We start from the raw sequence: 24,297 nt of genomic DNA, 5'->3' as shown, positions 1-24,297 counted from the left end.
CAGAAGGCTGACAAAATAGGCATTCTTTCTTTTGACTTCTACCTTCCTCTTAATGGTGTGAAAGATTGCCAAATTGCTCACACCACCGTCAATAGGTAAGTTATTTTTTATCTTTAAGAATTAGCTAAACAGTAGTAGCCGAAAATTGAGTACAAAATAAATGGGACAAAGTTTATTACAAATTGGCTTAACGCTATGTATTGTGATAGCAATCACACCCCTGTTAGGAAGATACATAGCCCGTGTGTTTCTTGGCGAAAGGACATTATTAGATAGGTTAATGAATCCGATAGAACGCAGTTTCTACGTGATTACAGGTATTCGCCCCAAAGATGAAATGACTGGTTGGCAGTACGCTAGAGCCATTCTTTACACTAACCTGTGCATGGGTATTTTAGTATACGTACTTATATATTATCAAAGATTATTACCTTGGAACCCTAACGGCTTTGCCGCACCGAAATGGGATATTTTACTGCATACAGTAGTTTCATTTGTCACTAATACTGACCAGCAACACTACACACCAGAAACAACCCTGAGTTACTTTTCCCAAGTTGCTGCTTTAGGATTTTTGATGTTTACCTCAGCAGGTACAGGAATAGCAGTGAGTATCGCCTTCATTCGGGGACTCACGGGTAAAACATTAGGCAACTTTTACGTTGATCTCATCCGTGCCATTACCAGAATATTATTGCCCCTTTCAGTGATTGGTGCGATCGCCTTAGTACGCTCAGGTGTACCACAAACATTAGCTCCACCTGTAACCGTCACCACCCTAGAAGGGGGGACACAATACATCGCCAGAGGCCCTGTAGCCTCCTGGGAAATGATCAAAATGTTGGGTGAAAACGGTGGTGGTTTCTTTACTGCTAACTCCGCCCACCCCTTTGAAAATCCCAATGGAGCCTCAAACTTCATCGAACTTATCGCTATGCTAGCGATCCCCGCCGCTATGATTTATGCCTATGGCATATTTGCCAAAAACATGAAACAGGCTTGGCTACTGTTTTGGATGATATTTGTTGTGTTTGTCATCTTGATTTGGGTAGCCGTCGGTGGTGAACTCCAAGGCAATCCCCTAGTTAACAATGCCTTGGGTGTAGAACAACCCAATTTAGAAGGAAAAGAAGTCAGATTTGGTGCAGCACAGACAGCCCTATGGGCAGTCACAACCACAACTACCATGACAGGTGCAGTCAACGGGATGCACGATTCTCTCATGCCATCAGGAATATTCGTGACATTATTTAGCTTATTCCTGCAAATTATCTGGGGTGGACAAGGCACAGGTACAACGTATCTCTTTATTTATCTCATTCTCACAGTCTTTTTAACTGGCTTAATGGTGGGGCGCACCCCAGAAATTTTTGGGCGCAAAATCGAAAAACGCGAAATCGTCCTCGCCAGCGTCATTTTACTAATTCATCCCATCTTAGTCTTAATTCCCAGTGCGATCGCCCTCGCCTATCCCTTCACCCTCTCTGGCATCACCAACACCGGCTTTCACGGCATTTCCCAAGTAGTGTATGAATACGCCTCAGCCAGTGCTAACAACGGTTCTGGCTTAGAAGGACTCACCGATAACACCCTCTGGTGGAACTTAACCACCAGCGTCAGCATTGTCGCCGGACGCTACATCCCAATAGTTGCCGTCTTACTATTAGCCGATAGTATGTCTCGCAAACAAACAGTACCCGAAACCCCCGGCACACTCAAAACAGACTCCTTAATATTTACAACAGTTACAGCCGGCATCGTCTTGATTTTAGGAGTGTTAACATTCTTCCCAGTCTTAGCACTAGGCCCCATCGCCGAAGGCATTAGACTCGCATCCGGTAGTTAGAAGAAGCAAGGGGGCAGGGGAGACAAGGAAGACAAGGGAGACAAGGTAGAATTTTCGCCAATGCCCCATGCCCAGTCCCCAGTCCCCAGTCCCTAATCCCCAATCCCCAATCCTGATATGAATCCAGTTGCACCTACCCCTAAAACTAAATCTCGTCGTCAAGCCCGCAAGAAAGGCAAAATTAAAACTAGAGGGATTTACCTGAGAGCCATTGCGGATGCTTTTATTAAGCTCAATCCCAAATCCGCCATCCGAAATCCGGTGATGTTTTTGGTTTGGGTGGGAACGCTCATTACCTTGGCTAGTACAATTGATCCCAATCTATTTGGACAAACCCAACTACAAAACGCCCAACTTTTTAACGGCATCTTAACAGGGATATTATTCTTTACAGTTTGGTTTGCTAACTTCGCTGAAGCCATAGCGGAAGGGCGTGGGAAAGCTCAAGCCGATGCTTTGCGCTCCACAAAATCCGAAACCCCAGCCAAGAAACTCTCCCCCGATGGCACAATTAGCGAAGTCCCATCTACTAGCCTCAGACAAGGTGACACGATTTATTTAGTGGCTGGGGATATCATTCCCGTCGATGGGGAAGTAATGATGGGGGTGGCTTCTGTAGATGAGTCCGCCATTACTGGGGAATCTGCGCCAGTCCTCAAAGAATCCGGCTCAGATATCGCCAGTTCCGTGACTGGTGGGACTCGCATCCTTTCTGATGAGTTAATTGTCCGTGTTACTGCTGACCCAGGTAAAGGCTTTATTGACCGCATGATTGCCCTAGTAGAAGGGGCAGAACGCAGCAAAACTCCCAATGAAATCGCTCTGACAGTGTTACTAGCTGTTTTGAGTCTGGTGTTTTTATTCGTCATCGCTACCTTACCCGCCTTTGCTTACTATGCCGATAGTCCCGTCAGTGTGCCGATTTTAGTCGCCTTATTTGTCGCTTTAATTCCTACCACCATTGGTGGTTTACTCAGTGCCATTGGGATCGCGGGGATGGATAGAGTCGCCCAATTTAATGTCATCGCCACATCAGGTAAAGCTGTGGAAGCTTGCGGTGATATTAATACCCTAGTCCTGGATAAAACCGGCACAATTACTTTAGGAAATCGCTTGGCGGAAGAGTTTATCCCTATTAATGGTCACACAATGGAGGAGATAGCTAGTGTCGCCTGGGTAACTAGCGTTTTTGATGACACACCCGAAGGTAAATCTATTGTTCGCCTAGCTGAAAAATTGGGTGCAAGATTTGACTTCGACTTCAACCAAGCCCAAGGAGTAGAATTTTCCGCGAAAACCCGCATGAGTGGGACGAATTTACCAGGGGGAAGAGAAGCGCGTAAAGGTGCAGTAGGAGCAATTAAAGGCTTTGTCCGTTCTCGCAACGGTCAAATTTCCCCAGAACTAGATACTGCTTATGAAAGAGTTTCCCAGCAGGGAGGGACACCTTTAGCAGTGTGCTTAGATGGTGAAATTTATGGCGTGGTTTATCTCAAAGATATTGTAAAACCTGGTATCCGCGATCGCTTCGACCAGTTACGCCGTATGGGTGTACGTACCATCATGCTCACAGGTGATAACCACATCACCGCCTCCGTCATCGCCCAAGAAGCAGGGGTAGATGAATATATTGCCGAAGCCACACCAGAAGATAAAATCAACGTCATTCAACGAGAACAAGCCAAAGGTAAACTCGTCGCCATGACAGGGGACGGTACCAACGACGCACCAGCCCTAGCTCAAGCTAACGTCGGTGTTGCGATGAATACAGGTACACAAGCCGCCAAAGAAGCCGCCAATATGGTAGATTTGGACTCCGACCCCACCAAATTAATTGATATCGTCAGTATTGGTAAACAACTGCTCATTACACGGGGAGCATTAACCACCTTTTCCATTGCCAATGATATTGCTAAATACTTTGCCATTCTCCCAGTCATCTTTGCGGGAGCTAATTTGCAAAGCCTCAATGTGATGAATTTAACTAGCACCAAATCAGCGATTCTATCAGCCCTAATTTATAACGCCTTGATCATTCCTGCTTTAATTCCCTTAGCTCTAACAGGTGTCAAATTTAGACCTTTGACAGCTAATCAGCTATTGCAACGCAATATATTAATTTATGGCTTAGGTGGAGTAATTGCCCCATTTATCGCCATTAAACTACTAGATATACTGATTACTTTAGTAGGGCTAGCTTAAAAAGGCAAAATTAAAAAGGTAAAAGAAAAAAATAATTTTTATTTGGTTAGGCGGTTATACAACTAGAAAGTATGAATAAGAAAATTAACTATAACAAAGTGAATCTTTGCCCTGAGAATTCAGCAGTAATTACAGCATCTTAGATTAATCCCAATCCCCAATCCCCAATCCCTAATCCCTATATATGCCTTTTATTCGAGAAATCATCAAAATAATTCGGATTACCCTGGTTCTGTGGTTAGTCACAGGTATTATTTATCCCCTCGCTATTTTAGTTATTGGTCAAGGTTTATTCTCCTTTCAAGCTAACGGTAGCATCAGACAAAATCTTGAGGCTCAAGCTATCGGCTCAGAATTAATTGGTCAGGTATTTGCCTCAGATAAATATTTCCACGGTCGTCCTAGTGCAGTTAGATACTCCCAAGGACGAAGAGCCAAGCCCGCAGGTATCTCTGGTGCTAGCAATCTTGCTCCAGGAAATCCAGAATTAATCAGCCGCATCGTCGAAAAAGCCAATGAACTCCGAGACGAAAATATTCAACCCATAGCTGATTTAATTTATACCTCTGGTTCTGGATTAGATCCCCATATTTCGATTAATGCTGCTAGACAACAAGTAGAAAGAGTAGCACGCGCCCGTGATATTCAAGAAGATGAGATTCTACCTCTGATTAATCAATACACCGAAGGCAGATTTCTAGGAATTTTTGGTGAACCAGGAGTGAATATTTTAAGGTTGAACTATAACCTCGACCTACAAGATATTACCCGCCAAAAGAAACAATAATTAGGGCAAGATGTATGGGGATTGGTGTTTCTCTCCCAATCCCTAATCCCCAATACCTGTCTGTAAAAATAAAAATTATCTCCAGATACATCAACCGTATCATGGAGAGATAAATAATTATGGTGAATTAACGAATCTCTCAGTCAAAGTCTGAGCCTCATCTTACCCAACTCAAATGCAGATTATTTAGCATCTTGTAGCTTTTGTTTGCGACGTTGATTTACGAACACGCCACCAACAGCCAGCATTCCCAAGATCATGCCGGGTTCAGGAGTAGCTTTAGGATCAAAGCCTGTAAATCTACCAGTTCCAGCGTTGAAAGAGTGGTTATCACTTTCAAAACCACCGCCACCTGTTTGGGTGATCACAATCTTGTTGAAGTTATCTAGTAAGCTATCAGAGTAGAAGTGAAGATAACCGTTCCCTTCACCACCATGCTGAGAGGCTTTAATAGGTGCAACAGGATTAACATCTGCGGTGGTAAATGATTTAATCAATGTGTTGTCTTTGTAGAAAGAGAAGACGTTACCTGGGCTAATTGCACCCCAGTCAATACCGAAATAATTCAGAGTGCTGGCAAGGTTAATAGTAACTGCATTACCTTGGAAAACTGCTAAATATTTAGAAGTATTGACTTGACCTGCTGCACCTGCTGGGGCCCAGGTATCGGTGCGAACGCTGCTGCTACCATCATTTTTTTGAAAGGAGTATTTAGCAAAACCAGTAGTAGGTGCTACACCGTTGTTAAAATCGATTGTGGTGACAGTAGGATCTTGCCAAAAGTCAGAATAAGCACCTAGATTGGTTGCGCCGTTGGGGCCGTTAACACCTGTGGTAATTTTGAAGCTAATAGCTTGAGCAGAACCAGCGTAAGCAATAGAAGCGATCGCAGAAGCGGAAAGAGCGGCGAGACAAGCAAGTTTTTTGAAGAACATTTCTTTTGTTTTCCATCACTGGTGTTTCTTGAGTCAATTTTGTAACTAAAACTCAGCGAAACACAGGATGTAATTACTAAATTTTCTGCAATTTCTCAAACTTCTATTTTTGTAATTTATTATACTTGGATCAAAAAATAAAATAGTGGTATTACTTAAAATAAATATGAAATTAATCTTCATTCTGGAGACAATTGTAAAGTCCCGATGAAATCCTCAGCAGTGATTAAAGTCTTGTGTTTTAGATAGCAATAAAATGAAGAACAAATAAAAATTCTTGCCAATCTGCTTTTTGACATGGGCAATAGCATCAACTAAACTACTACACGATGGCACAGGGTAACTTGTTCAATCAGCACCGAGTCCACAGTCTCAGTATTTTATCTTGTGGTTCTTTATGGAAACTACTGCACCTCAGCGCGTGATTGGTCTCATCAGTGGTACATCTGTAGATGGTATAGACGCCGCTTTAGTCGAAATTTCTGGTACAGATTTAGATTTGCAAGTTGAGTTACTAGCAGGAGAAACCTATCCCTACCCCAGAGAACTGAGAGAAAAAATCTTGGCAGTTTGTGCCGGTGCAGCGATCTCAATGGCAGAATTAGCAGAGTTAGATGATGCGATCGCTAAAAATTTTGCCCAAGCCGCCCAAAATATTCAACAAAACCACGAGCCAGCGACTTTAATTGGTTCTCACGGTCAAACTGTATATCATAGACCGCCTGATAACAAGGGACTGGGGTATACTCTACAACTCGGACGCGGAGATTTAATTGCTTACCGCACAAACATCACGACTGTGAGCAACTTTCGCGTTGCTGATATTGCTATTGGTGGTCACGGTGCGCCTCTAGTTCCCAGAGTTGATGCTTTTTTACTCAGTCATCCCCAAGAGGGGCGTTGCATTCAAAATGTGGGGGGAATTGGGAACGTCGCTTATATTCCTCCCCGTCGCCATGATTGGTTACAGAAAATTCGCGGTTGGGATACTGGCCCTGGTAATAGTTTGCTCGATTTAGCAGTAGAGCGATTAACAGATGGGGCTAAAACCTACGATGATGGTGGTGCATGGGCGGCTAGTGGTCATCCCTGCTATCCTCTAGTGGAAAAGTGGCTAACTCAAGAATATTTCCATCTCCATCCCCCCAAATCCACCGGACGGGAATTATTTGGTGTAGATTACCTCAATCAATGTTTCCAAGATGCTCAACCATATCAACTGACTCCGGCTGATATGTTAGCAACACTCACAGAACTCACAGCCGCTTCCATTGCTCATAGCTATCGTACCTTTTTACCAGAAATGCCCAACCGCGTCTTTTTATGTGGCGGTGGTAGTCGAAATTTGTATTTACGGCAGAGATTACAAGTATTACTGGGAGATATACCAGTTTTAACTACTGATGATGTCGGTTTGAATGCCAATTTTAAAGAAGCGATCGCTTTTGCTGTCTTAGCCTACTGGAAACAATTACACCTCCCAGGTAACTTACCAACAGCTACAGGCGCACCCTACGAAGTCCCGTTAGGAGAGGTTCATCAACCCCCAAGCCGATAGTCAGCCTAAATTTGAATTTTTTAGGCGCGGTTCTTCTCTGCGAGACGCTACACGAAACCGTAAGGTATGCGTGAATTTTGCATTTTGAATTGATATTATCCCTATTTTCCACCTGACGTTTTGAAAAATCCAAATATATCTTTGTAATCTGAGGACTACTCAATTAACACAAGGAAAACACAGGTGGCTCACTCTTTTTTATTAGAACCAGGACGCTGGCTCATTCAAGGTAGTTGGTTAGAACGGGATGGAATGCCCATCAGTATTAAGGGTATGACTTTGGTCGCATGGAATCGAGATAATTGGTTTACAATGGCGACCAAATTGATCTTTCCAGGTAGCGATCGCCCTGACATATCTTTACAATACAAGGGGCGTTTGCATGATGGAGAACGTCAATATACTTTTTTACTCCAGCACAGTGTACTCGGTCAGGTAGAAGGTGAAGGCTGGATCGGACTAGAGGGAATTGTACAGCGTTATTGGGCGATTAGCGATCGGCAGCGTCGCAGTGGCTTTGAAACCATACATCGCCTTTCTGAGAGTACATACTATCTCAGCAGTGGGATTATGGCTGGTCATTTTCTCATCAATACAATGGAAGCTAAATTAGAACTCCAACCCACGAATCCTTAGCTAACTAGCATCATCGTATAAAAAGTTGTTTTTTTATTCAATATAATTACACAACACTGATTTAATGTCTGAGTTTTAGTTGTTAGAGTTATCTAGCTGATTAAAACTGGGCAAACTAACACTACATCAAAACCCAGTTAGGATACATCTACCCATTTCGTGATTAGATTACACTTTACAACCCAGCACTCATACCAATTATCGAAATTTAGCCATAGATCAACGCCCTCAAAGTCTTGTAAAATCAAGCCTTCTTAACTTTAAATCTTATAGGTGCAAATCTTCCCGCAGGGTATGTGTGAATTTTGAATTGATTATGAGTCTGGTGTTATCCACAATTGTTAAAAATTGGAGTCGAAATTTCTATGTCAGACCCCAACATTGGCCGTTTTCTTGGTAAACGCTACCAATTACAAGAACTAATTGGTACTGGCGCAATGGGTAGAGTATATCGTGCTAAGGATGTTTTGTTGGGAGGCGTACCCATTGCTGTAAAGTTTCTTTCGTTGTCAATGCACAACGAAAAGATGCGACTACAAGACAGATTTGAGCGAGAAGCGAAAACCTGTGCTTTATTAGGACAAAAAAGTATTCATGTTGTCAGAGTCATGGATTATGGCGTAGATGAACATAACACTCCTTACTATGTTATGGAATATCTACAAGGACAAAGCCTCAACCAAATTATTCGCCAACAGCATCTAACTTTACCTCGCTTTTTGAGCATGACGCGTCAAATTTGTCTGGGGTTAAAATGCGCTCATGATGGTATTCCGGTAGATGGTGCGATCTACCCAATCATTCATCGTGACATTAAACCTAGCAATATTCTGGTGATTCAAGACGCTAGTTTTGGAGAGTTAGTAAAAATTTTAGATTTTGGCATAGCTAAACTACTACAAGGTAATGGTGATCACACTAAATATTATTTAGGCACACTCGCCTATTCGTCTCCCGAACAAATGGAAGGTAAAGAACTTGATAATCGTTCGGATATTTATAGTTTGGGTGTGATGATGTTTGAAATGTTAACAGGCAAAATGCCTGTGATCGCATCAAGCCATTCCTTTGGCGCATGGTATAAAGCACATCACCATCTCGCACCACGCACTTTTGCTCAAGTTGCACCTAATTTGCTTATTCCTAAAGAATTAGAAAATTTAGTAATGAGTTGTTTAGCCAAAATTGTCAAGGATCGTCCACAAAATATCGGTGAAATACTCCAATCTTTAGAGTCCATCGAACAGCATCAAAATGCACGCCTCGCCACTCCACCAGAACCTGAACCACCTACTCAATCTCACAACAAAACTGTCACTTCAAAAACGACAACTGAACAGAAAACCAACAGCAATAGTCCTTTACAATTAGCCCCAATTAAGAATGAAATTACTTTCTCAACGTCTTGGCCAAAAAATAAACCCATAGCTGACATTGTTTTTCCTCAACCTATCTCTATCAATCATGAGGTAGTACCAGCTTTGTGGGTGATGTTACCACAACGGGAAATTATTCAACGTCTAGCTTGTAGCCGTTACAATCAATTTCTGTTCATTACTGCTCCTCACCCTATGATGTTATGGATTACCGTTCTCTATAACCGTAAATATGGGGCGAAATGGTTGCCTTACTACCTTGACCTCAAAACCAATCTGGGTCAAGACATGGTTAACTTAATGGTCAAAACAGGTTACTATCGTCTGCTATTATTTGCACGGGAATCACCAAATAGCTGTTCTCATGTTCTAGTTGCTAGTATCGCCTCTGCTCAATGTCAAAGGCTGCAACAGTGGATGATGTCCGCGAAAAGCTTTGTGTCTGTAACTGATCCCCAAATTAGCAAAAATCTGCTTAAACAAGAATATGAAAAGATTAAACCTCAGATTTTAGCCAAGTTAGACACCATTGATACCGATTCTGCATTTGATATCTCTGGCTAGAGTGAGTTTCTACAAATTTAATCTCACTTATATCAAAATATGTAAACTTTTATAAAGAATATATATATCTTAGTTGTAACTAGTATTGGGAATCAATATAATAATCCTCAGTGCTGGATACCAAACAAGCGAGTGCTTAGTTAAATGTAAGTAAGTTTGGTACTTCGACTGTTACATTATCAATGTAGTTTTAGATAGGTAAAGTTAAATAGGTAATCTAGCTACAGAGTGTGTTGACGAAAATATAGTTTTTTGGCTTGACAAGTCAGCCAAATCTGTATGCAGTCAGCAAAGAACCAGGAAAAAATAATATGTGCCAATTTTGAACAACGTGCTTTGGGTCTTTGAGTTAGCTATTTGAGTTAGCTGAGTTTAAAGTTGACGCCCCAGCATCCCCAGCTCTTTTCCTCCCTGGAACTGAGCAAGAGAAGGAGGTCGCCCACTGCGACACAAAAACCTACTTCTATGCCAGAGTGGAACCAGAATCTAGTCCCCACTGATGCTTGAGGAGTTCTTGGTATGTTGCTTCACGTACAATCATTTGTTCATAAAGCTTGACTAAGAAGTCTTTAGCCTGATCATGGCTCATGTTTTGTACTTGAGTGGCAAAAGAACGGATGCTGAACTGTTGTTCCAAGGAAAGTTGGATGGGTTGGCTCATAATAAACTCCTAAAAGACAACGCGAAAATTTGGGTTTAGTTAACAGAACCCCTATAAATATAGGGCTAGCTTTGCGTTTGCTATCAATTCTCTGTATTAAGAAAGATAACAACTATTTAAAAGTTTGCCCATATCCTTAGAGGATAAATTTCTGCTTGGTTTTTTTGGGATAAGAACCTACGGAAATATAACTCAAGTCTGCATTTGCAGATTTGAGAACAATCACTGTAGGTAGTAATTTACCCCTGCATTTCCTATTTTTGAGCAAGAAATATGCCTCAAGGGCGGATTTTTGCAGCAGTAAAAAAAATGAAGGGTATTAAGATCGCATTATATGCTGCTTACATTATGATGTGCAACATGTCAATCAACTAAATTGTGTAATTTCGGTCTCCAATCAAGACAGTTTGCTGGCTAAGAGTATTTGTATCAAGTTGTAAATAGGAAAAATGCTCAGACTGAACAAAATGCTGAGTATATGTACTGCAAAAGTCTGGAAATCTTCAAAAAGTGCTGAGTGATGAGTGATGAGTGGTGAGTGGTGAGTAAAAGAGTTTAGGGAGTTCCAGAAAATAAATCATTCAACTTCCGAGAGAGAATATTTTGATTTCTCTCCCTGCTCCCTGCTCCCGTTCGGCTGACGCTCACGGCGGGAGCCTGCTCCCTGCTCACCACAGTGATTGTATATTTTTTAGTTGGAAAGTCCCTTATTACCTGTCACCTTCAACTACTTGCTACAATCACCACAGTAATATTATCGTGTCCACCTTGTTCTTTAGCGGCTTCTACTAGAGATTTGGCGGCTTTATCTAAATCGCTGATATCGTGGAGGCAATACGCTATTTTTTCATCAACCAGTTCTTCGGTGAGACCATCACTGCATAGTAGCAAGCGATCGCTTGGTTTCACGTCCAATAGTTGCACATCAACTTGGTGTAGGTCTTCTCTACCCAAACAACGGGATAGTACATGACGAAAGGGATGGATACGGGCTTCGTCGGCGGTGATATCGCCCACTTTGATGGCTCTAGCTACCCAAGTATGATCCTCTGTCACTTGTTCTAATTGAGATTCTCGGAGACGATACAGCCGAGAATCCCCGACGTGGGTGTACCAAGGCGCGTCCCGAAAGATGACGACGACGACAGTTGTACCCATGTCAGCCCGTTCAGGATGATTTTGCTGATCCTGAAGAATCGCTTCATTCGCTTGCCATAAAGCCTGCTCTAACAAATGGGTGGATGGTTCAGGAGAGTCCCAATTCCTAGTTAGATATTCTTGAATTTCCTTCGTAGCGATGCGACTTGCTTCTTCCCCGCCTGCATGGCCACCCATACCATCAGCAACAATAAAAAATCGCCCTTCTTGGTCGATGTGGTAATGATCCTGATTGTTAGAACGAACAAGTCCCGGATCGCTAAGACCCGTGAAGTTAAGTTTCATAGCGTTTCACTGCACCAATTAATACATACGGTCATAACGGTCGAGGCGGAGAAGCAGTCGGATCAGTATTACCGAGACTGCTGCGGCAATTAAACCAGCCAGCAGTGCTAACCATACATAATGATTAACTAATAAGATTGTGGCTGAAAGGGTAAATCCACTGATTATCAAAGCATAGCTCATCCCTAACTGAATACTACTTTGTCGCCGTAAAAGTCGCTCTGTTTCTATGGAGCGTACCCGCAGGCGCATATCTCCGCGCTCTAATTTTTCTAATGTATCTTCTAATCTACGTGGTAATCCAAATGCGGTGGTACTAACTTGCACGGCCTGGCGGCTTAATTCATTCAAGAAACTATTGCTATCTGCACCATTCATATTGGTCATAAGCTGCATTGCGTATGGTTGGGCAACTTCCATAAAGTTAAACTCTGGATCTAAGCCTTTGCCTACGCCTTCGAGGGTGGAAAAAGCCCGCATCACGAAAGTAAAAGTTGCAGGGAATCTAAATGGCTGATTATATGCTATTTCGTATAAATCATCACTGATCGCGGACACAGATTGAGCTTCAAAGGGCTTATCCATGAAGTTGTCTAGCATATACTGCACAGAACGCCGCACTGGCCCTATGTCATCTACGGGAGCGATCGCACCTAAATTTATCAGAGATTGGACGACGCGATCGCCATCTTTTTGGGCAATACCGAATAGGGTTTCCATCAGTCCTTCCCGGACGTTGGATTTAATCCGCCCCATCATGCCAAAGTCGTAGAAAATCAGCGCACCATCAGGACTGACAGCAATATTACCAGGGTGGGGATCAGCATGGAAAAAGCCATCATTGAGTAGTTGCATCAAATACGCTTGTGCGCCTTGACGCGCCACAGATTTTCTGTCTATACCTGCGGCTTCTAAAGCTTCGTATTGGCTGATTTTAATTCCAGGTAAATACTCCAAAGTCACCACCCTTGGGGAAGTGTAACGCCAGTAGACCTTCGGCACCTTTACCCAGTCGTAACCGCGAAAGTTCCGCCGAAAAGCATCAGCATTTCTACCTTCATTGAGGTAATCAATTTCCTCCCACAGAATGCGACAACATTCTTCGTAAATACCCATCCAATCCCGTCCCCGTCCCCATTTAGGATGGTTTTGGAAATAACGAGCAATACCCTTGAGAATTTGTAAATCAATCTCAAATAATGTTTTTAATCCTGGACGCTGCACCTTGACAACAACTGCTTCACCGCTATGGAGTACAGCTTTGTGTACCTGCCCTAAACTAGCAGCTGCTAAAGGAATCGGTTCAAAACTTTGAAAAAGTTCAGGAATTTTTTTACCTAGTTCTTGCTCAACAATTTTTTCTACTTGCTCGTAGCTAAAAGCGGGTACTCTGTCTTGGAGTTTTGCCAACTCTTCGACATATTCACCGGGGAATATGTCAGCACGAGTGGAAAATAACTGACCGACTTTAATAAAGGTAGGCCCTAAATCTAGCAGGGTGTTGCGAATCCAAATAGCCTGAGCTTTTCGCCGTGCTGCTTGTTTTGCTTCCGTCACACCGCCAGGATAACTCCAAGCTTTGTTGTACCGCCAAATTTTGAACATAAGGGTCAAGACAAAACCCCAAATGTCCACGAATCGCCGCTTACTAGAGTAGTTTTCCCGATTCCAACGGTATGCTTTGTCTGAATAGCTATTTTCCATAGGTTGTGCGTACCGTTGTTTTGTTACTGAATCACCTGGAAGAAAAGACACTCTGATTTCTAAACAGTTGTCACTAAAAGTTTAGTTGTCAATAATTCTTGACTAATGATTAATTTAGACAGAACTGCTGCGATAACGTTGTAACTCATTTCGCAGTAAGGCAATTTCGGCACGCAGTTCATCAATTGTGGCTTGCAAGTCAACGCCATCAGTACCACTTGGGGTAGTACCAGTAGTTGTTTGACCGGTTTCAGCAGCCGCCGCCGCCCGATTTGCCCGTTCAATGACTTCTTCTGTAAACTGGCGTAGTTGTTCTCTGGCTTCAGCATCGAATTTACCGATTTCGCTCAAAGCATCGGTAAAGGCGACTTCTAGACGTTCATTAACGACTTCAGCTAAGGCTCTGCCGACAAAAAAGGCTTGTACAAGGGGATTACTCATAAATTTTTGTTACGCTCGTCCGCAAGAAGATTATAACTTGCCCGTATGCTTTGCGGCTTCTCTCTGAGCGTTTGCAGTTGGGTTAATTTGGGGACTGGGGACTGGGGACTGGGGATTGGGAATTAAAGTAAGCGACTTCTGTGGGTGATTGATTGAGTGATACCGAATTGGGATAAGTAGTATTGTTTCGCGATTCTGGAATAGGCTAAGAATCTAGGCTTTTAATCCAAAATCCAAAATTGGTATGAGAGGCGATCGCTCATTAGCCAATCACATGATTGCTAAGATAAACTCATAACCTATACTAATGGTGTCATTCATTCTATGACCATTGCTCAAGAATTAGGGAATCAAACAAATATCTCCGAAAATGTTATATTTCCTCCTGGTGACTTATACAGTGATGAGCCTCCCTTGGAAACAGAATTACATCTAGAGCAAATCATGCTCTTACTCAAATGTCTAAAATGGCTATGGCGAGATAGAAATGATTTTTATGCGGTGGGAAACCTGACAATTTACTATAGTCCACACCAAAGAAAATCAGAAGACTTTCGGGGGCCAGACTTTTTTGTGGTGTTGGGAACTGAACGCAAAACTCGCAAGAGTTGGGTGGTTTGGGAAGAAGAAGGTAAATATCCCAATGTCATATTAGAAATTCTCTCCGATTCAACAGTAAAAACAGATAAAGGTTTAAAAAAAGAAATATATCAAGATACCTTCCGTACACCTGATTACTTTTGGTTCGATCCTTTTACATTAGAGTTTGCTGGGTTTCATTTATTAGATGGAAAATATGAACCTCTACAAGCAAATGACCAAGGATATTTATGGAGTCATCAGTTAGGCTTATATTTAGGCGTAGATAACGGAATGGTGAGATTTTTCACCCCAGAAGGTCAAAAAGTTCCTACACCTGAAGAAGCAGCACAACAGGCGCAGGAAAAGGCGGAACGTTTAGCAGCAAAACTGCGAGAATTAAATATTGATCCAGAAACAATTTAAGGACAAGACAGCAATTCCTGATAATATTGTTCTGGGGTACTAGGTAGAGAAACTGTCCTTTGTAATGTTTGGTTTTGCAGTAGGAAACTGTGAGTAATATTAATCCGACTCAGAAAGTCAATATCGTGAGAAATTACCCAAAGCGCACCGTGATATTCATTGATAGCTGAAATCATTTGTTCGACTGTTTCAATATCTAAATTATTGGTTGGTTCATCCAGAATTAAGAGGTCAATTTCTGAGATACTGATAATGGCGATCGCCAGCCTTGCCAATTCACCTCCACTCAACACAGAAGCTGGTTTATGTACGTCATCGTATTTAAACAAGAAATGTCCTAGTTGCTGACGTAATTGCTGATAGTTCAGACTAGGGTTAGCAGTCTGCATATTCTCTAAAATCGTCTGCTGTCTATTGACTATTTGATATGTTTGGTCGAGATATACAGCTTTCATTCCCTTTGCTAGAGAAACTTCACCAGACTTAAAAACTGCTGTTGATGCTTCCCGTTCTAGAATTGCTTTGACTAGACTAGATTTACCAGAGCCATTTGCACCGATAATAGAAAAGCGATCGCCTGATGATATGTGCAGTTGAATATTTTGAATCAGCAACCGTTCCGCTACCCAAAGATTTGCACCCTCGATATAAATCAGATTTTTGTGCTTGTGGCTTTTCTCTTCTAACTGAATACTGGTAGCTTTTGTAGTCTTGACCTTAGTATCGGCAAGTTTTTGGGTAGCTTTTGCTACAGCTAAATCATGTTTCTTTTTCGCATTGCCAGTAGAGGATTCAGCTTTGGTTTTAATCAGTCCAGCTGACATTCTATCGATACTGCCACTTAAAAACTTATTTCTCCCATTGCGTTGAGCTTGCGCGGCGCGTTGCTGTTCTTGCATCGCCGCAGTTTGGACGCGCTTGAGTTCCTTTCTGGCTACTTCGTGCGATCGCACTGCTGCATCTAATTCTATTTGTTTTTGCTCTCGATAATACGAAAAATTTCCGCCATAAACTTTCAAGCCTACGGGTGTAAGTTCCCAAGTTACATCTGTTACTTGATCTAAGAAAAATGGTTTGTGGGAGACAATTACAAAAGCACCAGAAAAATCTAAAAGAAACTGTCTCAAGCTTTCTGAAGTGTGTAAATCTAGGTGATTTGTAGGTTCATCCAGCAAGAGTAAATCTGGCTGTTGAGATAACCCAATGGCTAAAAATAGCTTCGTCAATTCACCACCACTCAAATTATTGATGGGTAAATTCAAATCAATAGCTGTGTGTAATTGCGTCTGAAGAATTTCTGTAATCATCCACCATTCATCAGCAATAGAACTTAAGAATTCTAGGACTGTATCTTTGTTGATTTCTGGTTTAATAGTGCTGATTTGAGGCAAATAGTATATAGAACCACTTCTGACTACTGAACCTAAACTGGGATAAATTTGACCAGCAATAATTTTTAGGAGAGTAGACTTACCAACACCATTTTTACCAACTAAAGCAATGTGTTGACCTTGTTCAATGCTGAGATGAATACCTGCAAACAAAGTCCTTTCTAAGCTGAGTTCATAAGCTAAATTCTCAGCTAATAATATTGATTTTTTCTGCATTCTCGTCAAACCTCAATATGCAAACATCCACCCGTATCTGCAAACAACCACGGGTAGATAATATGAACAAAAAAACAAGCCGCAAAAATTACCAAGCGACTGAATCTAGAAGTGCGTCAAGTTTGTAGTAAGGACTTTAGTCCTCTGCAAAATCAGGACTAAAGTCCTTACTACGAACGGCGAAAAATCTTGTTAGCTCATGATTATTGTGAAGTAACTTGTCAAATTATGTCGTGTTGATTAGTTTTTGACGTTTGTTGGCGATAAGCAACAGTAATTAGTTACTACTTCATTGCAGCTATTTCACTGGAGGTTTGAGTACGCACCACAGTGTAACACAAAAGTATCTCAAAAATGTAGGAAGAGAAGTCTGAACTTACTTTTTTGTGTCTCTGTGGATCATAAACATTCTTAACAAGGTTACTCAAATTCAACCGCCTCTGCTAAATTAAGTGTATTTACGCAATACACAGCAAACCTACTCCATTACACTTGTCCCCCTGGAACTATGAATAGCTATCCATATCCAGATTTCCGTGAACATGGCTATCAAATTTTGCAAGAATTGGGACGCAACCGAGAAGGCGGAAGGATTACTTGGATAGCATCGGATGTAAAGACAGCACAACAGTTGGTATTAAAGCAGTTTTGCTTTGCTCAATTTGGTTCTAGTTGGTCTGGGTTTGAGGCGCATCAACGGGAAATTCAGATACTACAAGGACTTGAGCATCCTGGTATTCCCAAATACATAGGTTCTTTCGCTACATCCGATGGTTTTTGTTTGGTGCAAGAATATATTAACGCGCCATCTTTGGCAGAAGCCCGGAAATTTGCACCAGCAGAAATCAAACAAATTGCTATTAATGCTTTAGAAATTCTTGTATATCTGCAAAATCTACATCCACCAGTGATTCATCGGGATATTAAACCGGAAAATATTTTGGTAGATGAAGCACTCAAAGTTTATTTAATTGACTTTGGTTTTGCGCGTATTGGTAGCCAGGAAGTGGCGGGGAGTAGTGTATTTAAGGGTACTCCCGGTTTTATACCGCCAGAACAAATGTTTAAACCAACAAAAGCTACGGATTTGTATGCTTTGGGTACGACTTTGATTTGCTTGTTGACACAAATCAAGTCACCAGAAATAAGGGAGTTGTGCGATCGCAATAATCCATATTTAATTAAATTTAGTCATCTTCTACCTAAATTAAGTCTACGGTTTCTGGGTTGGTTGGAAAACATGGTACAACCAGAACAGGACAAACGCTTTGCTAATGCACAAGCAGCTTTAGCAGCACTCCAACCACTGGATGTGATGCGCGTACCGGGAGTTGATTTCAGTGAAACAGTTCTGGTATTTATAGCGAAGCGATTGGGGGAAAAGCTAACGCAAAGCATCACAATTGAAAATACAATTCCACAGACTTTATTACAAGGTCGATGGGAAGTTGCACCCCATCTAAATGATCCACCACATACACCAGATTCCCATGCTTGGATTTTGGTGAAACCTGCTGATTTTCAAGGTAATCATACTCGCTGTCAGGTTCAAGTAGATACGAGTAAATTAATGGCAGATAAGCAGTATAAACGTCAATTAATACTGCACAGTAATGCTTACCCAGAGAATCACACTTTAACAGTGAAGGTGCAAACTGCTACTTTACCGATTGAAAAGCTAGCAATACCTTATGCTTGGCTTGCTGGTGTGTTGCTAATTTGTAGCATTGCATCAACATCTATGACTTGGTTTATAAATGTTGCCGGTTTATGGACAGTCATGTCAGCAATTATGGCTGCTTTTATTGGTGCTGTGATTGGTAGTTTTGGAGGGATGTTTGTTGGGATAATGATTGGTTCGATGCTACAGATACTGTTTAGTTTCGACGCAATTACAATAACAAGGATTGCAACTGCAACAAGGATTGCAACTGCGATTGGAATTGTTCTTGGGCTACCATTCGGTTCTGTTCAGGTGTTATTAAGTAATGACAGTAAGATTGGACTTGGGATTGGAATTGGAATTGGAATTTGGATTCTATTTATAGTTTTGGCTGCATGGAAGGCTAGTATTTTTGACAGATATAGAGACTACGATTATAAAAATCCTAGATACGCCTATAGTAAATGGATTGATATATTACTGTCTTTACTTTCAGCAGGATTAGGAATAAGCTTCGGAATTATTTGTATAATTGGCTTTGTCAATCCATACATTTTATTGGTACTAGCAGGCACAGGATTCCCGTTGATAAGTATGTTGCTTTATCCACCCTTAAAAAGACACAGATTAATAGCTCAATATCGTCAGTCTGAAAAATCTTTAATTGAACCATAATCAAAACAGATAACCTACTTTTTGAAGAAGTTGGCTATGTTGTCATGCGTGTTATGATTAATATATTACTAATAGTGAATTAATCTAGTAGTTAAGAATGCGATCGCCTTTTTTTAATCCCCTTATTTATTGCAATGTTATAAGTGATAAAATAAACACAGAAATAATTGATGCAGTATTGATTCTATGACCATTGCCCAAGAATTAGAATCGCAAGCGGACATCTCCCAAGATGTCATATTTCCCCCTGGTGATTTATATAGTGATGAACCTCCCTTGGAAACAGAACTACATCTAAGACAAATAATCTTACTTTTACAATGTCTCGAATGGTTATGGCGGGATAGAAATGATTTTTATGCAGTGGGAAACCTGACAATTTACTACAGTCCCCGCCAAAAAAAATCAGAATATTTCCGAGGCCCAGATTTTTTTGTGGTGTTGGGAACTGAACGCAAAACCCGAAAGAGTTGGGTGGTTTGGGAAGAAGAAGGTAAATATCCCAATGTCATCTTAGAAATTCTCTCGGACTCAACAGCAAAAACAGACAAAGGATTAAAAAAAGAAATATATCAAGATACCTTCCGTACACCTGATTACTTTTGGTTTGATCCCTATACATTAGAATTTGCTGGATTTCATTTAGTAGATGGAGAATATCAACCTCTACAAGCAAATACACAAGGATATTTGTGGAGTCATCAGTTAGGGTTGTATTTGGGAGTTTATGATGGTCTATTGCGATTTTTTACGCAAGATGGAGAACTAGTCCCCACACCTGAAGAAACGGCTGAACAGGCACAACAGCAGGCTGAACAGGCACAACAACAAGCTGAACAAGCACAACAACAAGTAGCACGATTAGCTGCAAAATTGCGGGAATTAAATATCGATCCAGATGCAATTTGAATGGATATTTGTTCTACTAGTCAGAAATAGGCGATCGCCAACTTAAAAATATGCGATCGCCTCTATTATCCAAAATTATTTTTGACTGCTTGAGTTTGCATAATTACACTTATTGAATCTCAATCACACAGGATAATTTTTAGCTAGGAAATCTTCTGCTTCTACTTTATCCTTAATCACTCCGTCTATAGTTGCAGCAAGTATTTCATCTAGCATTTGGCGAAACTGCGGACTAGGTTTATATCCTAATTTCTTTAAATCATTACCATTTAATATTGGTTGAATATGATATAAAACTGTTAAATAACGCCAAATTTTTTGTCTAATAATTCTATGACTAGCTATAGCAATTAAAATTAACATTTCTACATCATATTTACGTAGAAATTGCACTATTTGACTATGTTTTTTTGATGTAGACAAGAAGTCTGTAACCTCAGATTTAGCAGGGGCTAATTTATGTAATCTTGCCAACATATCTTCTGGCAATTGCAGATTTTTCGCAACTTTATGCTGATATTTGGGCGCAAGATGAGCAATTAAAACTTCTAGACGCGTTTGCCAAGGAATTAATTTTTGTTGGGTATCAAATCTTCGCCAACAGCGTTCTAATAAACGTAATTGGCGTAAGAGTTCATGATCTAATTTCAGAGTCGGATGGATGCACTGTAACGCCCCTAAATCATTGAGTAACTTTAAAGCTGATTCCCAGTAAGGGGCGGAGAGAATATATTTTAATTCGGCTTTGAGTCGAGTTTGCAAAGCGGGAGTTTTACTGTTAGTTTGGGCTGTGCGGTCATACACGCCACTATTAATGGCATAGCGGATATATTCTTCTGTGCGGGGTTCAATGGTAAATCCAAACCGCACTGCAAAACGGACACCGCGATAAATGCGGGTGGGGTCTTCAATAAAGCTATTGGCGTGTAACACGCGAATTTGTTTGGCGGCTAAATCTAGTAACCCACCGAAGAAATCCAGTAATTCGCCTTCACGGGGAGAAGTTAAACGCAAAGCCAAGGCATTAATAGTAAAGTCGCGGCGGTATAAATCTTGACGAATGGAACTGGCTTCAACTTCGGGATTGGCGGCGGGGTAAGGATAAAATTCTGTTCTAGCGGTGGCGATATCCACCCATAAAGAATCTAATTCGGGGTCTTTGTGCCATAACAAAGCCGCAGTTTGAAAAGCACCGTGAATTTCTAACCTAGCGGCGGGATAGATTTCTTGCAGTGCTTTGGCTAATTCTACCCCTGCACCCACATCGGTGGTTTTATGGAAACCATCAACGACTAGGTCAATATCTGTAATCATCAAAGTTCCAGATGCAGCTTCCGCTAGTAGTAAGTCTCGCACTGCACCACCGACTAAATAAAGATGCCAACCCCGTTGTTCTGCGGCTTGAGACGCTTTAGTTAGTAATTCCCAGAGTTGGGGAGTTAAGCGTGACTGCAATTGAGTGCTGGGTGCTGGGTGCTGGGTGCTGAGTGTGGGTTGGGATTCAGCATTTATAATTCGGTACTCAGAACTTTGATGTAATTCCCTCAAAACATCGGTACGGGTGACAATCCCAACCAATTGTCCATGATCTAATACAGGTAAGCGACCAATATCATACGTCACCATTAACGACTCAATTTGAGGCAACGTCGTTTCTGGAGTAATCGTTTTTAAATTAATCGTCATGTAACCCTTGACTGGTGCATGACTAAAGCCATGATGAAAAGCAATATCTAAATCTCGACGGGAAATAATTCCCACTAATTGTCCCTCAGTATCCACCACAGATAGCCCAGAGTGTCCGTAGCGTAATAAAATGCGCTGGGCTTCTGCAATTGTGGTTTCTGGGCGAATGGTGCGGACTGGGGAGGACATTAAATCTCTGGCGGTGGGGGGATGGGGAATAGTAGTTTTAATCCCATTGAGGAGTTGTTGCAAGATATTTTGGGCATCGACACCGCGTAAATTTAAAGATGCAGCTTGGGAATGTCCACCACCGCCCAAAGTTTGAAATAATTGGTCAAGATGCACACCCGGAATTTGCGATCGCCCGATAATTGTCAATCGAGACTCATCTTTATTTAGGGGATACTCACCCGCTAATAACAAAGCATCGATTTCTGTTAACTCAATTAATTGCGATGCTAAACTAGACAACCCAGGTACAAAGCCTTCTGTCTTTAAAATTACCCAGGCGATAGTATAACCCCGTAAACACAAATACTCTATTTTTTCTAAAGCTTCCTTGAGTAAACGTTGTAATTGCGGTGATAAACCAGGCTCACGATAGTTAGCAATTACACTTAGACTAGCCCCCTGTTGCATCAACCAAGCCAACGCCAGGGCATCCCGTGGTGTAGATTGGTCGTAAGTCAGAGAACCAGTATCTACATGAATTCCTAAAGCCATTGCTGTAGCTTGGGACGAAGTGAGAGAGATATTTTGTTGTTGCAATTGTTCCACAATTAAAGTTGTGGTAGCCCCGACTGAAGAAATGTGAAATTGCGTCGCCAGAATATCTGAATCTTGCCCCAGGTGATGATCGTAGACTGTAATATGATGAAGTTGTGGTAAATCTAACCACTCAGCAGCCTTACCCAAGCGATCGCGCTGTTGTGTATCCACCACCGTTACAGACCGAATCTTCTCAGGATTGACCGAACGCCTTTCAATCAGTGCATACTCATCGCGATGCAGTGCTAAAAAATCCCGTACAGGCGGATGTGCGCCGCCAGTCAACACAATTTTACTGCCAGGCATCAAGCAAGTTAAACCAACTGCTGCGCCTAAAGCGTCAAAATCTGCCGTAGTATGACAAAGAATTAAGTCCATAGTCGAGAGTCAAAAGTCAATGGTCAATAGTCAATCAATTTTGGATTTTAGATTTGCGATAGCGTAGCGTTAGCGACGCAGGAGCGAATGAGTGGATTGACTGCACCCATAAAGGGATGCAGCTTGGGGATTTTGGATTGACGTAAAGCCTGCGGCATAGCTGCGCTTAGAGCGTAGCGGACGCAGCGCAGCGAGTATTTCAGATTTTTCCACCCGCTCTTAGGTGGGGCTTGTACCCCAAATAATCCAAAATCCAAAATCCAAAATCTAAAATTCGGAGGGTCAACAGTCAACAATCAACTATTGACTTGGGACTACTAACTAAATTGTGACAATTTCTGCTAGGTTACAAATAGGGATAAGAAACGGAAAGTGTCAGTATCGCCCTTTACGATATTCTAACTTTAGTATCTCGCTGTCTTGGGAGAAGTCAAAATGACCATAATATTCCAATTTGCTCTAGTTGCTCTAGTCTTGTTGTCTTTTGTGCTTGTAGTTGGTGTACCTGTAGCTTATGCTACACCCCAAAGTTGGGTTGAATCTAAAAAGCTACTATGGCTTGGTTCAGGAGTTTGGATCGCTTTAGTGCTTTTAGTTGGGCTATTAAACTTTTTCGTAGTTTAAACCACAGAGTACAGTTAAATAGCAACAAAACTCAAGGAGCGGGAAAGCCAACACCCAAGGTAAAAGAACAGATTGACTTTGTTCTTCACACCTAATTGTGCTTTCCTGCTCTTCCACATTTACAGAAGAAATGTATATTGACAAAAGTATAGTGAAAGTAAGAGGCAGTCATGGCAGTTTTTGAGGGAACTTTCGCTCAAACAGAACCTTTGCGTTTAGCATTGGTGATTGCTCGATTCAATGACCTTGTAACCACAAAACTGCTAGCAGGATGTCAAGATTGTTTAAAACGCCACGGTGTTGATCCTGACCCAGAAGGCGATCAAGTAGATTATGTTTGGGTTCCTGGTAGTTTTGAAGTCCCGCTTGTAGCGCGTCAGTTAGCTCTTTCGCACCGCTATGACGCAGTAATTTGTCTAGGTGCAGTCATTCGCGGACAAACACCTCATTTTGACTATGTATCTTCAGAAGTAGCTAAGGGAATTGCTGCTGCTAGCTTCCAAACAGGCGTACCAGTGATTTTTGGCATCTTGACAGTAGATACCATGCAGCAAGCTCTAGAAAGGGCAGGGATTAAGAGTAATCATGGTTGGGATTATGCAATGAACGCGCTGGAAATGGCCAGCCTCATGCGGCAGTTACGCTCTAACTTAAAAGATGCTTACGCTCACAATCCCCAATCCTTACCAGCCTCTATTTCTGGTCACACCATCGGCAACCTCACCGCCGAATCTGAAGGTGTGGGGTGAAAGAGGCAGGGGGCAGGGGGCAGAGAGCAGGGAGACAAGGAGGACAAGGAGGATAAGGAGGATAAGGGGAAAAAGATATG

General features: G+C 41.7%; 18 protein-coding genes. 11 read left to right on the top strand and 7 right to left on the bottom strand.

Annotation, left to right across the window (positions count from 1 at the left end; translation table 11 throughout):
* Nucleotides 1-160: 160 nt before the first annotated feature.
* The 3 genes from kdpA to kdpC all read left to right on the top strand — a co-directional run bounded on the left by kdpA (nucleotide 161) and on the right by kdpC (nucleotide 4,835).
* Entirely contained in the window at nucleotides 161-1,846 is a 1,686-nt protein-coding gene (gene kdpA, locus ACQFX9_RS19670) for a potassium-transporting ATPase subunit KdpA (protein WP_427157864.1), read from the top strand.
* Between the two features lie 117 nt (nucleotides 1,847-1,963).
* Entirely contained in the window at nucleotides 1,964-4,048 is a 2,085-nt protein-coding gene (gene kdpB / locus ACQFX9_RS19665; RefSeq protein ID WP_427157862.1) for a potassium-transporting ATPase subunit KdpB, read from the top strand.
* A 184-nt stretch (nucleotides 4,049-4,232) separates the two neighbouring features.
* A complete protein-coding gene (gene kdpC / locus ACQFX9_RS19660; RefSeq protein ID WP_427157861.1) occupies nucleotides 4,233-4,835 on the top strand; it encodes a K(+)-transporting ATPase subunit C in 603 nt (200 codons plus the stop codon).
* A gap of 182 nt (nucleotides 4,836-5,017) precedes the next feature.
* Here kdpC and ACQFX9_RS19655 read toward each other — a convergent pair whose 3' ends face one another.
* Nucleotides 5,018-5,770, bottom strand: coding sequence for a PEP-CTERM sorting domain-containing protein (locus ACQFX9_RS19655; RefSeq protein WP_427157860.1), 753 nt, complete (start codon nucleotides 5,768-5,770; stop codon nucleotides 5,018-5,020).
* A gap of 397 nt (nucleotides 5,771-6,167) precedes the next feature.
* On the opposite strand from ACQFX9_RS19655, the gene ACQFX9_RS19650 reads away from it, so the two are divergent.
* From ACQFX9_RS19650 to ACQFX9_RS19640, 3 genes are all read left to right on the top strand, one after another.
* A complete protein-coding gene (locus ACQFX9_RS19650) occupies nucleotides 6,168-7,328 on the top strand; it encodes an anhydro-N-acetylmuramic acid kinase (RefSeq protein ID WP_427157859.1) in 1,161 nt (386 codons plus the stop codon).
* Between the two features lie 183 nt (nucleotides 7,329-7,511).
* The gene (locus tag ACQFX9_RS19645; protein WP_236141062.1) at nucleotides 7,512-7,964 is read left to right on the top strand and encodes a hypothetical protein; all 453 of its coding nucleotides are present in this window, start codon (nucleotides 7,512-7,514) and stop codon (nucleotides 7,962-7,964) included.
* Nucleotides 7,965-8,329: 365 nt separating this feature from the next.
* Nucleotides 8,330-9,904, top strand: coding sequence for a serine/threonine-protein kinase (locus tag ACQFX9_RS19640; protein ID WP_427157856.1), 1,575 nt, complete (start codon nucleotides 8,330-8,332; stop codon nucleotides 9,902-9,904).
* 463 nt (nucleotides 9,905-10,367) lie between these two features.
* On the opposite strand, the gene ACQFX9_RS19635 is transcribed toward ACQFX9_RS19640, so the two are convergent.
* The 4 genes from ACQFX9_RS19635 to ACQFX9_RS19620 form a co-directional block, all read right to left on the bottom strand.
* Nucleotides 10,368-10,565, bottom strand: a complete 198-nt coding sequence (locus tag ACQFX9_RS19635; RefSeq protein ID WP_103136790.1) for an NblA/ycf18 family protein — start codon at nucleotides 10,563-10,565, stop codon at nucleotides 10,368-10,370.
* A gap of 723 nt (nucleotides 10,566-11,288) precedes the next feature.
* Nucleotides 11,289-12,008: a Stp1/IreP family PP2C-type Ser/Thr phosphatase gene (locus ACQFX9_RS19630; protein ID WP_427157855.1), complete on the bottom strand. Its 720-nt coding sequence runs from the start codon at nucleotides 12,006-12,008 to the stop codon at nucleotides 11,289-11,291.
* An 18-nt stretch (nucleotides 12,009-12,026) separates the two neighbouring features.
* A complete protein-coding gene (locus ACQFX9_RS19625) occupies nucleotides 12,027-13,712 on the bottom strand; it encodes an ABC1 kinase family protein (protein WP_427157853.1) in 1,686 nt (561 codons plus the stop codon).
* A gap of 114 nt (nucleotides 13,713-13,826) precedes the next feature.
* Nucleotides 13,827-14,153 (bottom strand): DUF6825 family protein, encoded by a 327-nt coding sequence (locus ACQFX9_RS19620; RefSeq protein ID WP_236141066.1) that lies wholly within the window; start codon nucleotides 14,151-14,153, stop codon nucleotides 13,827-13,829.
* Nucleotides 14,154-14,477: 324 nt separating this feature from the next.
* Here ACQFX9_RS19620 and ACQFX9_RS19615 point away from each other — a divergent pair, with 324 nt between their 5' ends.
* Nucleotides 14,478-15,158, top strand: a complete 681-nt coding sequence (locus ACQFX9_RS19615; RefSeq protein ID WP_427157851.1) for a Uma2 family endonuclease — start codon at nucleotides 14,478-14,480, stop codon at nucleotides 15,156-15,158.
* Here the strand turns inward: ACQFX9_RS19615 and abc-f are convergent.
* The gene (abc-f, locus tag ACQFX9_RS19610) at nucleotides 15,155-16,765 is read right to left on the bottom strand and encodes a ribosomal protection-like ABC-F family protein (protein ID WP_427157849.1); all 1,611 of its coding nucleotides are present in this window, start codon (nucleotides 16,763-16,765) and stop codon (nucleotides 15,155-15,157) included. The two genes, ACQFX9_RS19615 and abc-f, sit on opposite strands and share 4 nt — an antisense overlap.
* A gap of 508 nt (nucleotides 16,766-17,273) precedes the next feature.
* On the opposite strand from abc-f, the gene ACQFX9_RS19605 reads away from it, so the two are divergent.
* On the top strand, nucleotides 17,274-19,103 hold the full coding sequence (locus ACQFX9_RS19605; RefSeq protein ID WP_427157847.1) for a serine/threonine protein kinase: 1,830 nt from the start codon (nucleotides 17,274-17,276) through the stop codon (nucleotides 19,101-19,103).
* Between the two features lie 186 nt (nucleotides 19,104-19,289).
* Nucleotides 19,290-20,012, top strand: a complete 723-nt coding sequence (locus tag ACQFX9_RS19600; RefSeq protein ID WP_427157846.1) for a Uma2 family endonuclease — start codon at nucleotides 19,290-19,292, stop codon at nucleotides 20,010-20,012.
* A 123-nt stretch (nucleotides 20,013-20,135) separates the two neighbouring features.
* On the opposite strand, the gene ACQFX9_RS19595 is transcribed toward ACQFX9_RS19600, so the two are convergent.
* Nucleotides 20,136-22,844 carry a CBS domain-containing protein gene (locus tag ACQFX9_RS19595; protein ID WP_427157844.1) on the bottom strand — a complete coding sequence of 903 codons (2,709 nt, stop codon included), beginning with the start codon at nucleotides 22,842-22,844 and terminating at the stop codon, nucleotides 20,136-20,138.
* Nucleotides 22,845-23,279: 435 nt separating this feature from the next.
* Between ACQFX9_RS19595 and psbZ the strand changes: the two genes are divergently transcribed.
* Nucleotides 23,280-23,468, top strand: a complete 189-nt coding sequence (gene psbZ, locus ACQFX9_RS19590; protein ID WP_103136782.1) for a photosystem II reaction center protein PsbZ — start codon at nucleotides 23,280-23,282, stop codon at nucleotides 23,466-23,468.
* Between the two features lie 170 nt (nucleotides 23,469-23,638).
* Entirely contained in the window at nucleotides 23,639-24,217 is a 579-nt protein-coding gene (ribH, locus tag ACQFX9_RS19585) for a 6,7-dimethyl-8-ribityllumazine synthase (protein ID WP_103136781.1), read from the top strand.
* Nucleotides 24,218-24,297 lie beyond the last annotated feature (80 nt).

Origin of the sequence: Aliinostoc sp. HNIBRCY26 (assembly GCF_050235535.1) — a bacterium.
GTDB lineage: Bacteria > Cyanobacteriota > Cyanobacteriia > Cyanobacteriales > Nostocaceae > Trichormus.
The sequence above is the reverse complement of the archived record's forward strand: the minus strand, read 5'-3'. Positions and strand labels throughout refer to the sequence as shown.

What these genes read in the sequence shown, in the direction of transcription:
- ACQFX9_RS19635 (WP_103136790.1), bottom strand. Translation starts at nt 10,565, where the DNA reads ATGAGCCAACCCATCCAACTTTCCTTGGAACAACAGTTCAGCATCCGT.
- ribH (WP_103136781.1), top strand. Translation starts at nt 23,639, where the DNA reads ATGGCAGTTTTTGAGGGAACTTTCGCTCAAACAGAACCTTTGCGTTTA.
- ACQFX9_RS19625 (WP_427157853.1), bottom strand. Translation starts at nt 13,712, where the DNA reads ATGGAAAATAGCTATTCAGACAAAGCATACCGTTGGAATCGGGAAAAC.
- kdpB (WP_427157862.1), top strand. Translation starts at nt 1,964, where the DNA reads ATGAATCCAGTTGCACCTACCCCTAAAACTAAATCTCGTCGTCAAGCC.
- ACQFX9_RS19615 (WP_427157851.1), top strand. Translation starts at nt 14,478, where the DNA reads ATGACCATTGCTCAAGAATTAGGGAATCAAACAAATATCTCCGAAAAT.
- ACQFX9_RS19650 (WP_427157859.1), top strand. Translation starts at nt 6,168, where the DNA reads ATGGAAACTACTGCACCTCAGCGCGTGATTGGTCTCATCAGTGGTACA.
- abc-f (WP_427157849.1), bottom strand. Translation starts at nt 16,765, where the DNA reads ATGCAGAAAAAATCAATATTATTAGCTGAGAATTTAGCTTATGAACTC.
- ACQFX9_RS19655 (WP_427157860.1), bottom strand. Translation starts at nt 5,770, where the DNA reads ATGTTCTTCAAAAAACTTGCTTGTCTCGCCGCTCTTTCCGCTTCTGCG.
- ACQFX9_RS19595 (WP_427157844.1), bottom strand. Translation starts at nt 22,844, where the DNA reads ATGGACTTAATTCTTTGTCATACTACGGCAGATTTTGACGCTTTAGGC.
- ACQFX9_RS19605 (WP_427157847.1), top strand. Translation starts at nt 17,274, where the DNA reads ATGAATAGCTATCCATATCCAGATTTCCGTGAACATGGCTATCAAATT.
- kdpC (WP_427157861.1), top strand. Translation starts at nt 4,233, where the DNA reads ATGCCTTTTATTCGAGAAATCATCAAAATAATTCGGATTACCCTGGTT.
- ACQFX9_RS19600 (WP_427157846.1), top strand. Translation starts at nt 19,290, where the DNA reads ATGACCATTGCCCAAGAATTAGAATCGCAAGCGGACATCTCCCAAGAT.
- ACQFX9_RS19620 (WP_236141066.1), bottom strand. Translation starts at nt 14,153, where the DNA reads ATGAGTAATCCCCTTGTACAAGCCTTTTTTGTCGGCAGAGCCTTAGCT.
- psbZ (WP_103136782.1), top strand. Translation starts at nt 23,280, where the DNA reads ATGACCATAATATTCCAATTTGCTCTAGTTGCTCTAGTCTTGTTGTCT.
- ACQFX9_RS19630 (WP_427157855.1), bottom strand. Translation starts at nt 12,008, where the DNA reads ATGAAACTTAACTTCACGGGTCTTAGCGATCCGGGACTTGTTCGTTCT.
- kdpA (WP_427157864.1), top strand. Translation starts at nt 161, where the DNA reads ATGGGACAAAGTTTATTACAAATTGGCTTAACGCTATGTATTGTGATA.
- ACQFX9_RS19640 (WP_427157856.1), top strand. Translation starts at nt 8,330, where the DNA reads ATGTCAGACCCCAACATTGGCCGTTTTCTTGGTAAACGCTACCAATTA.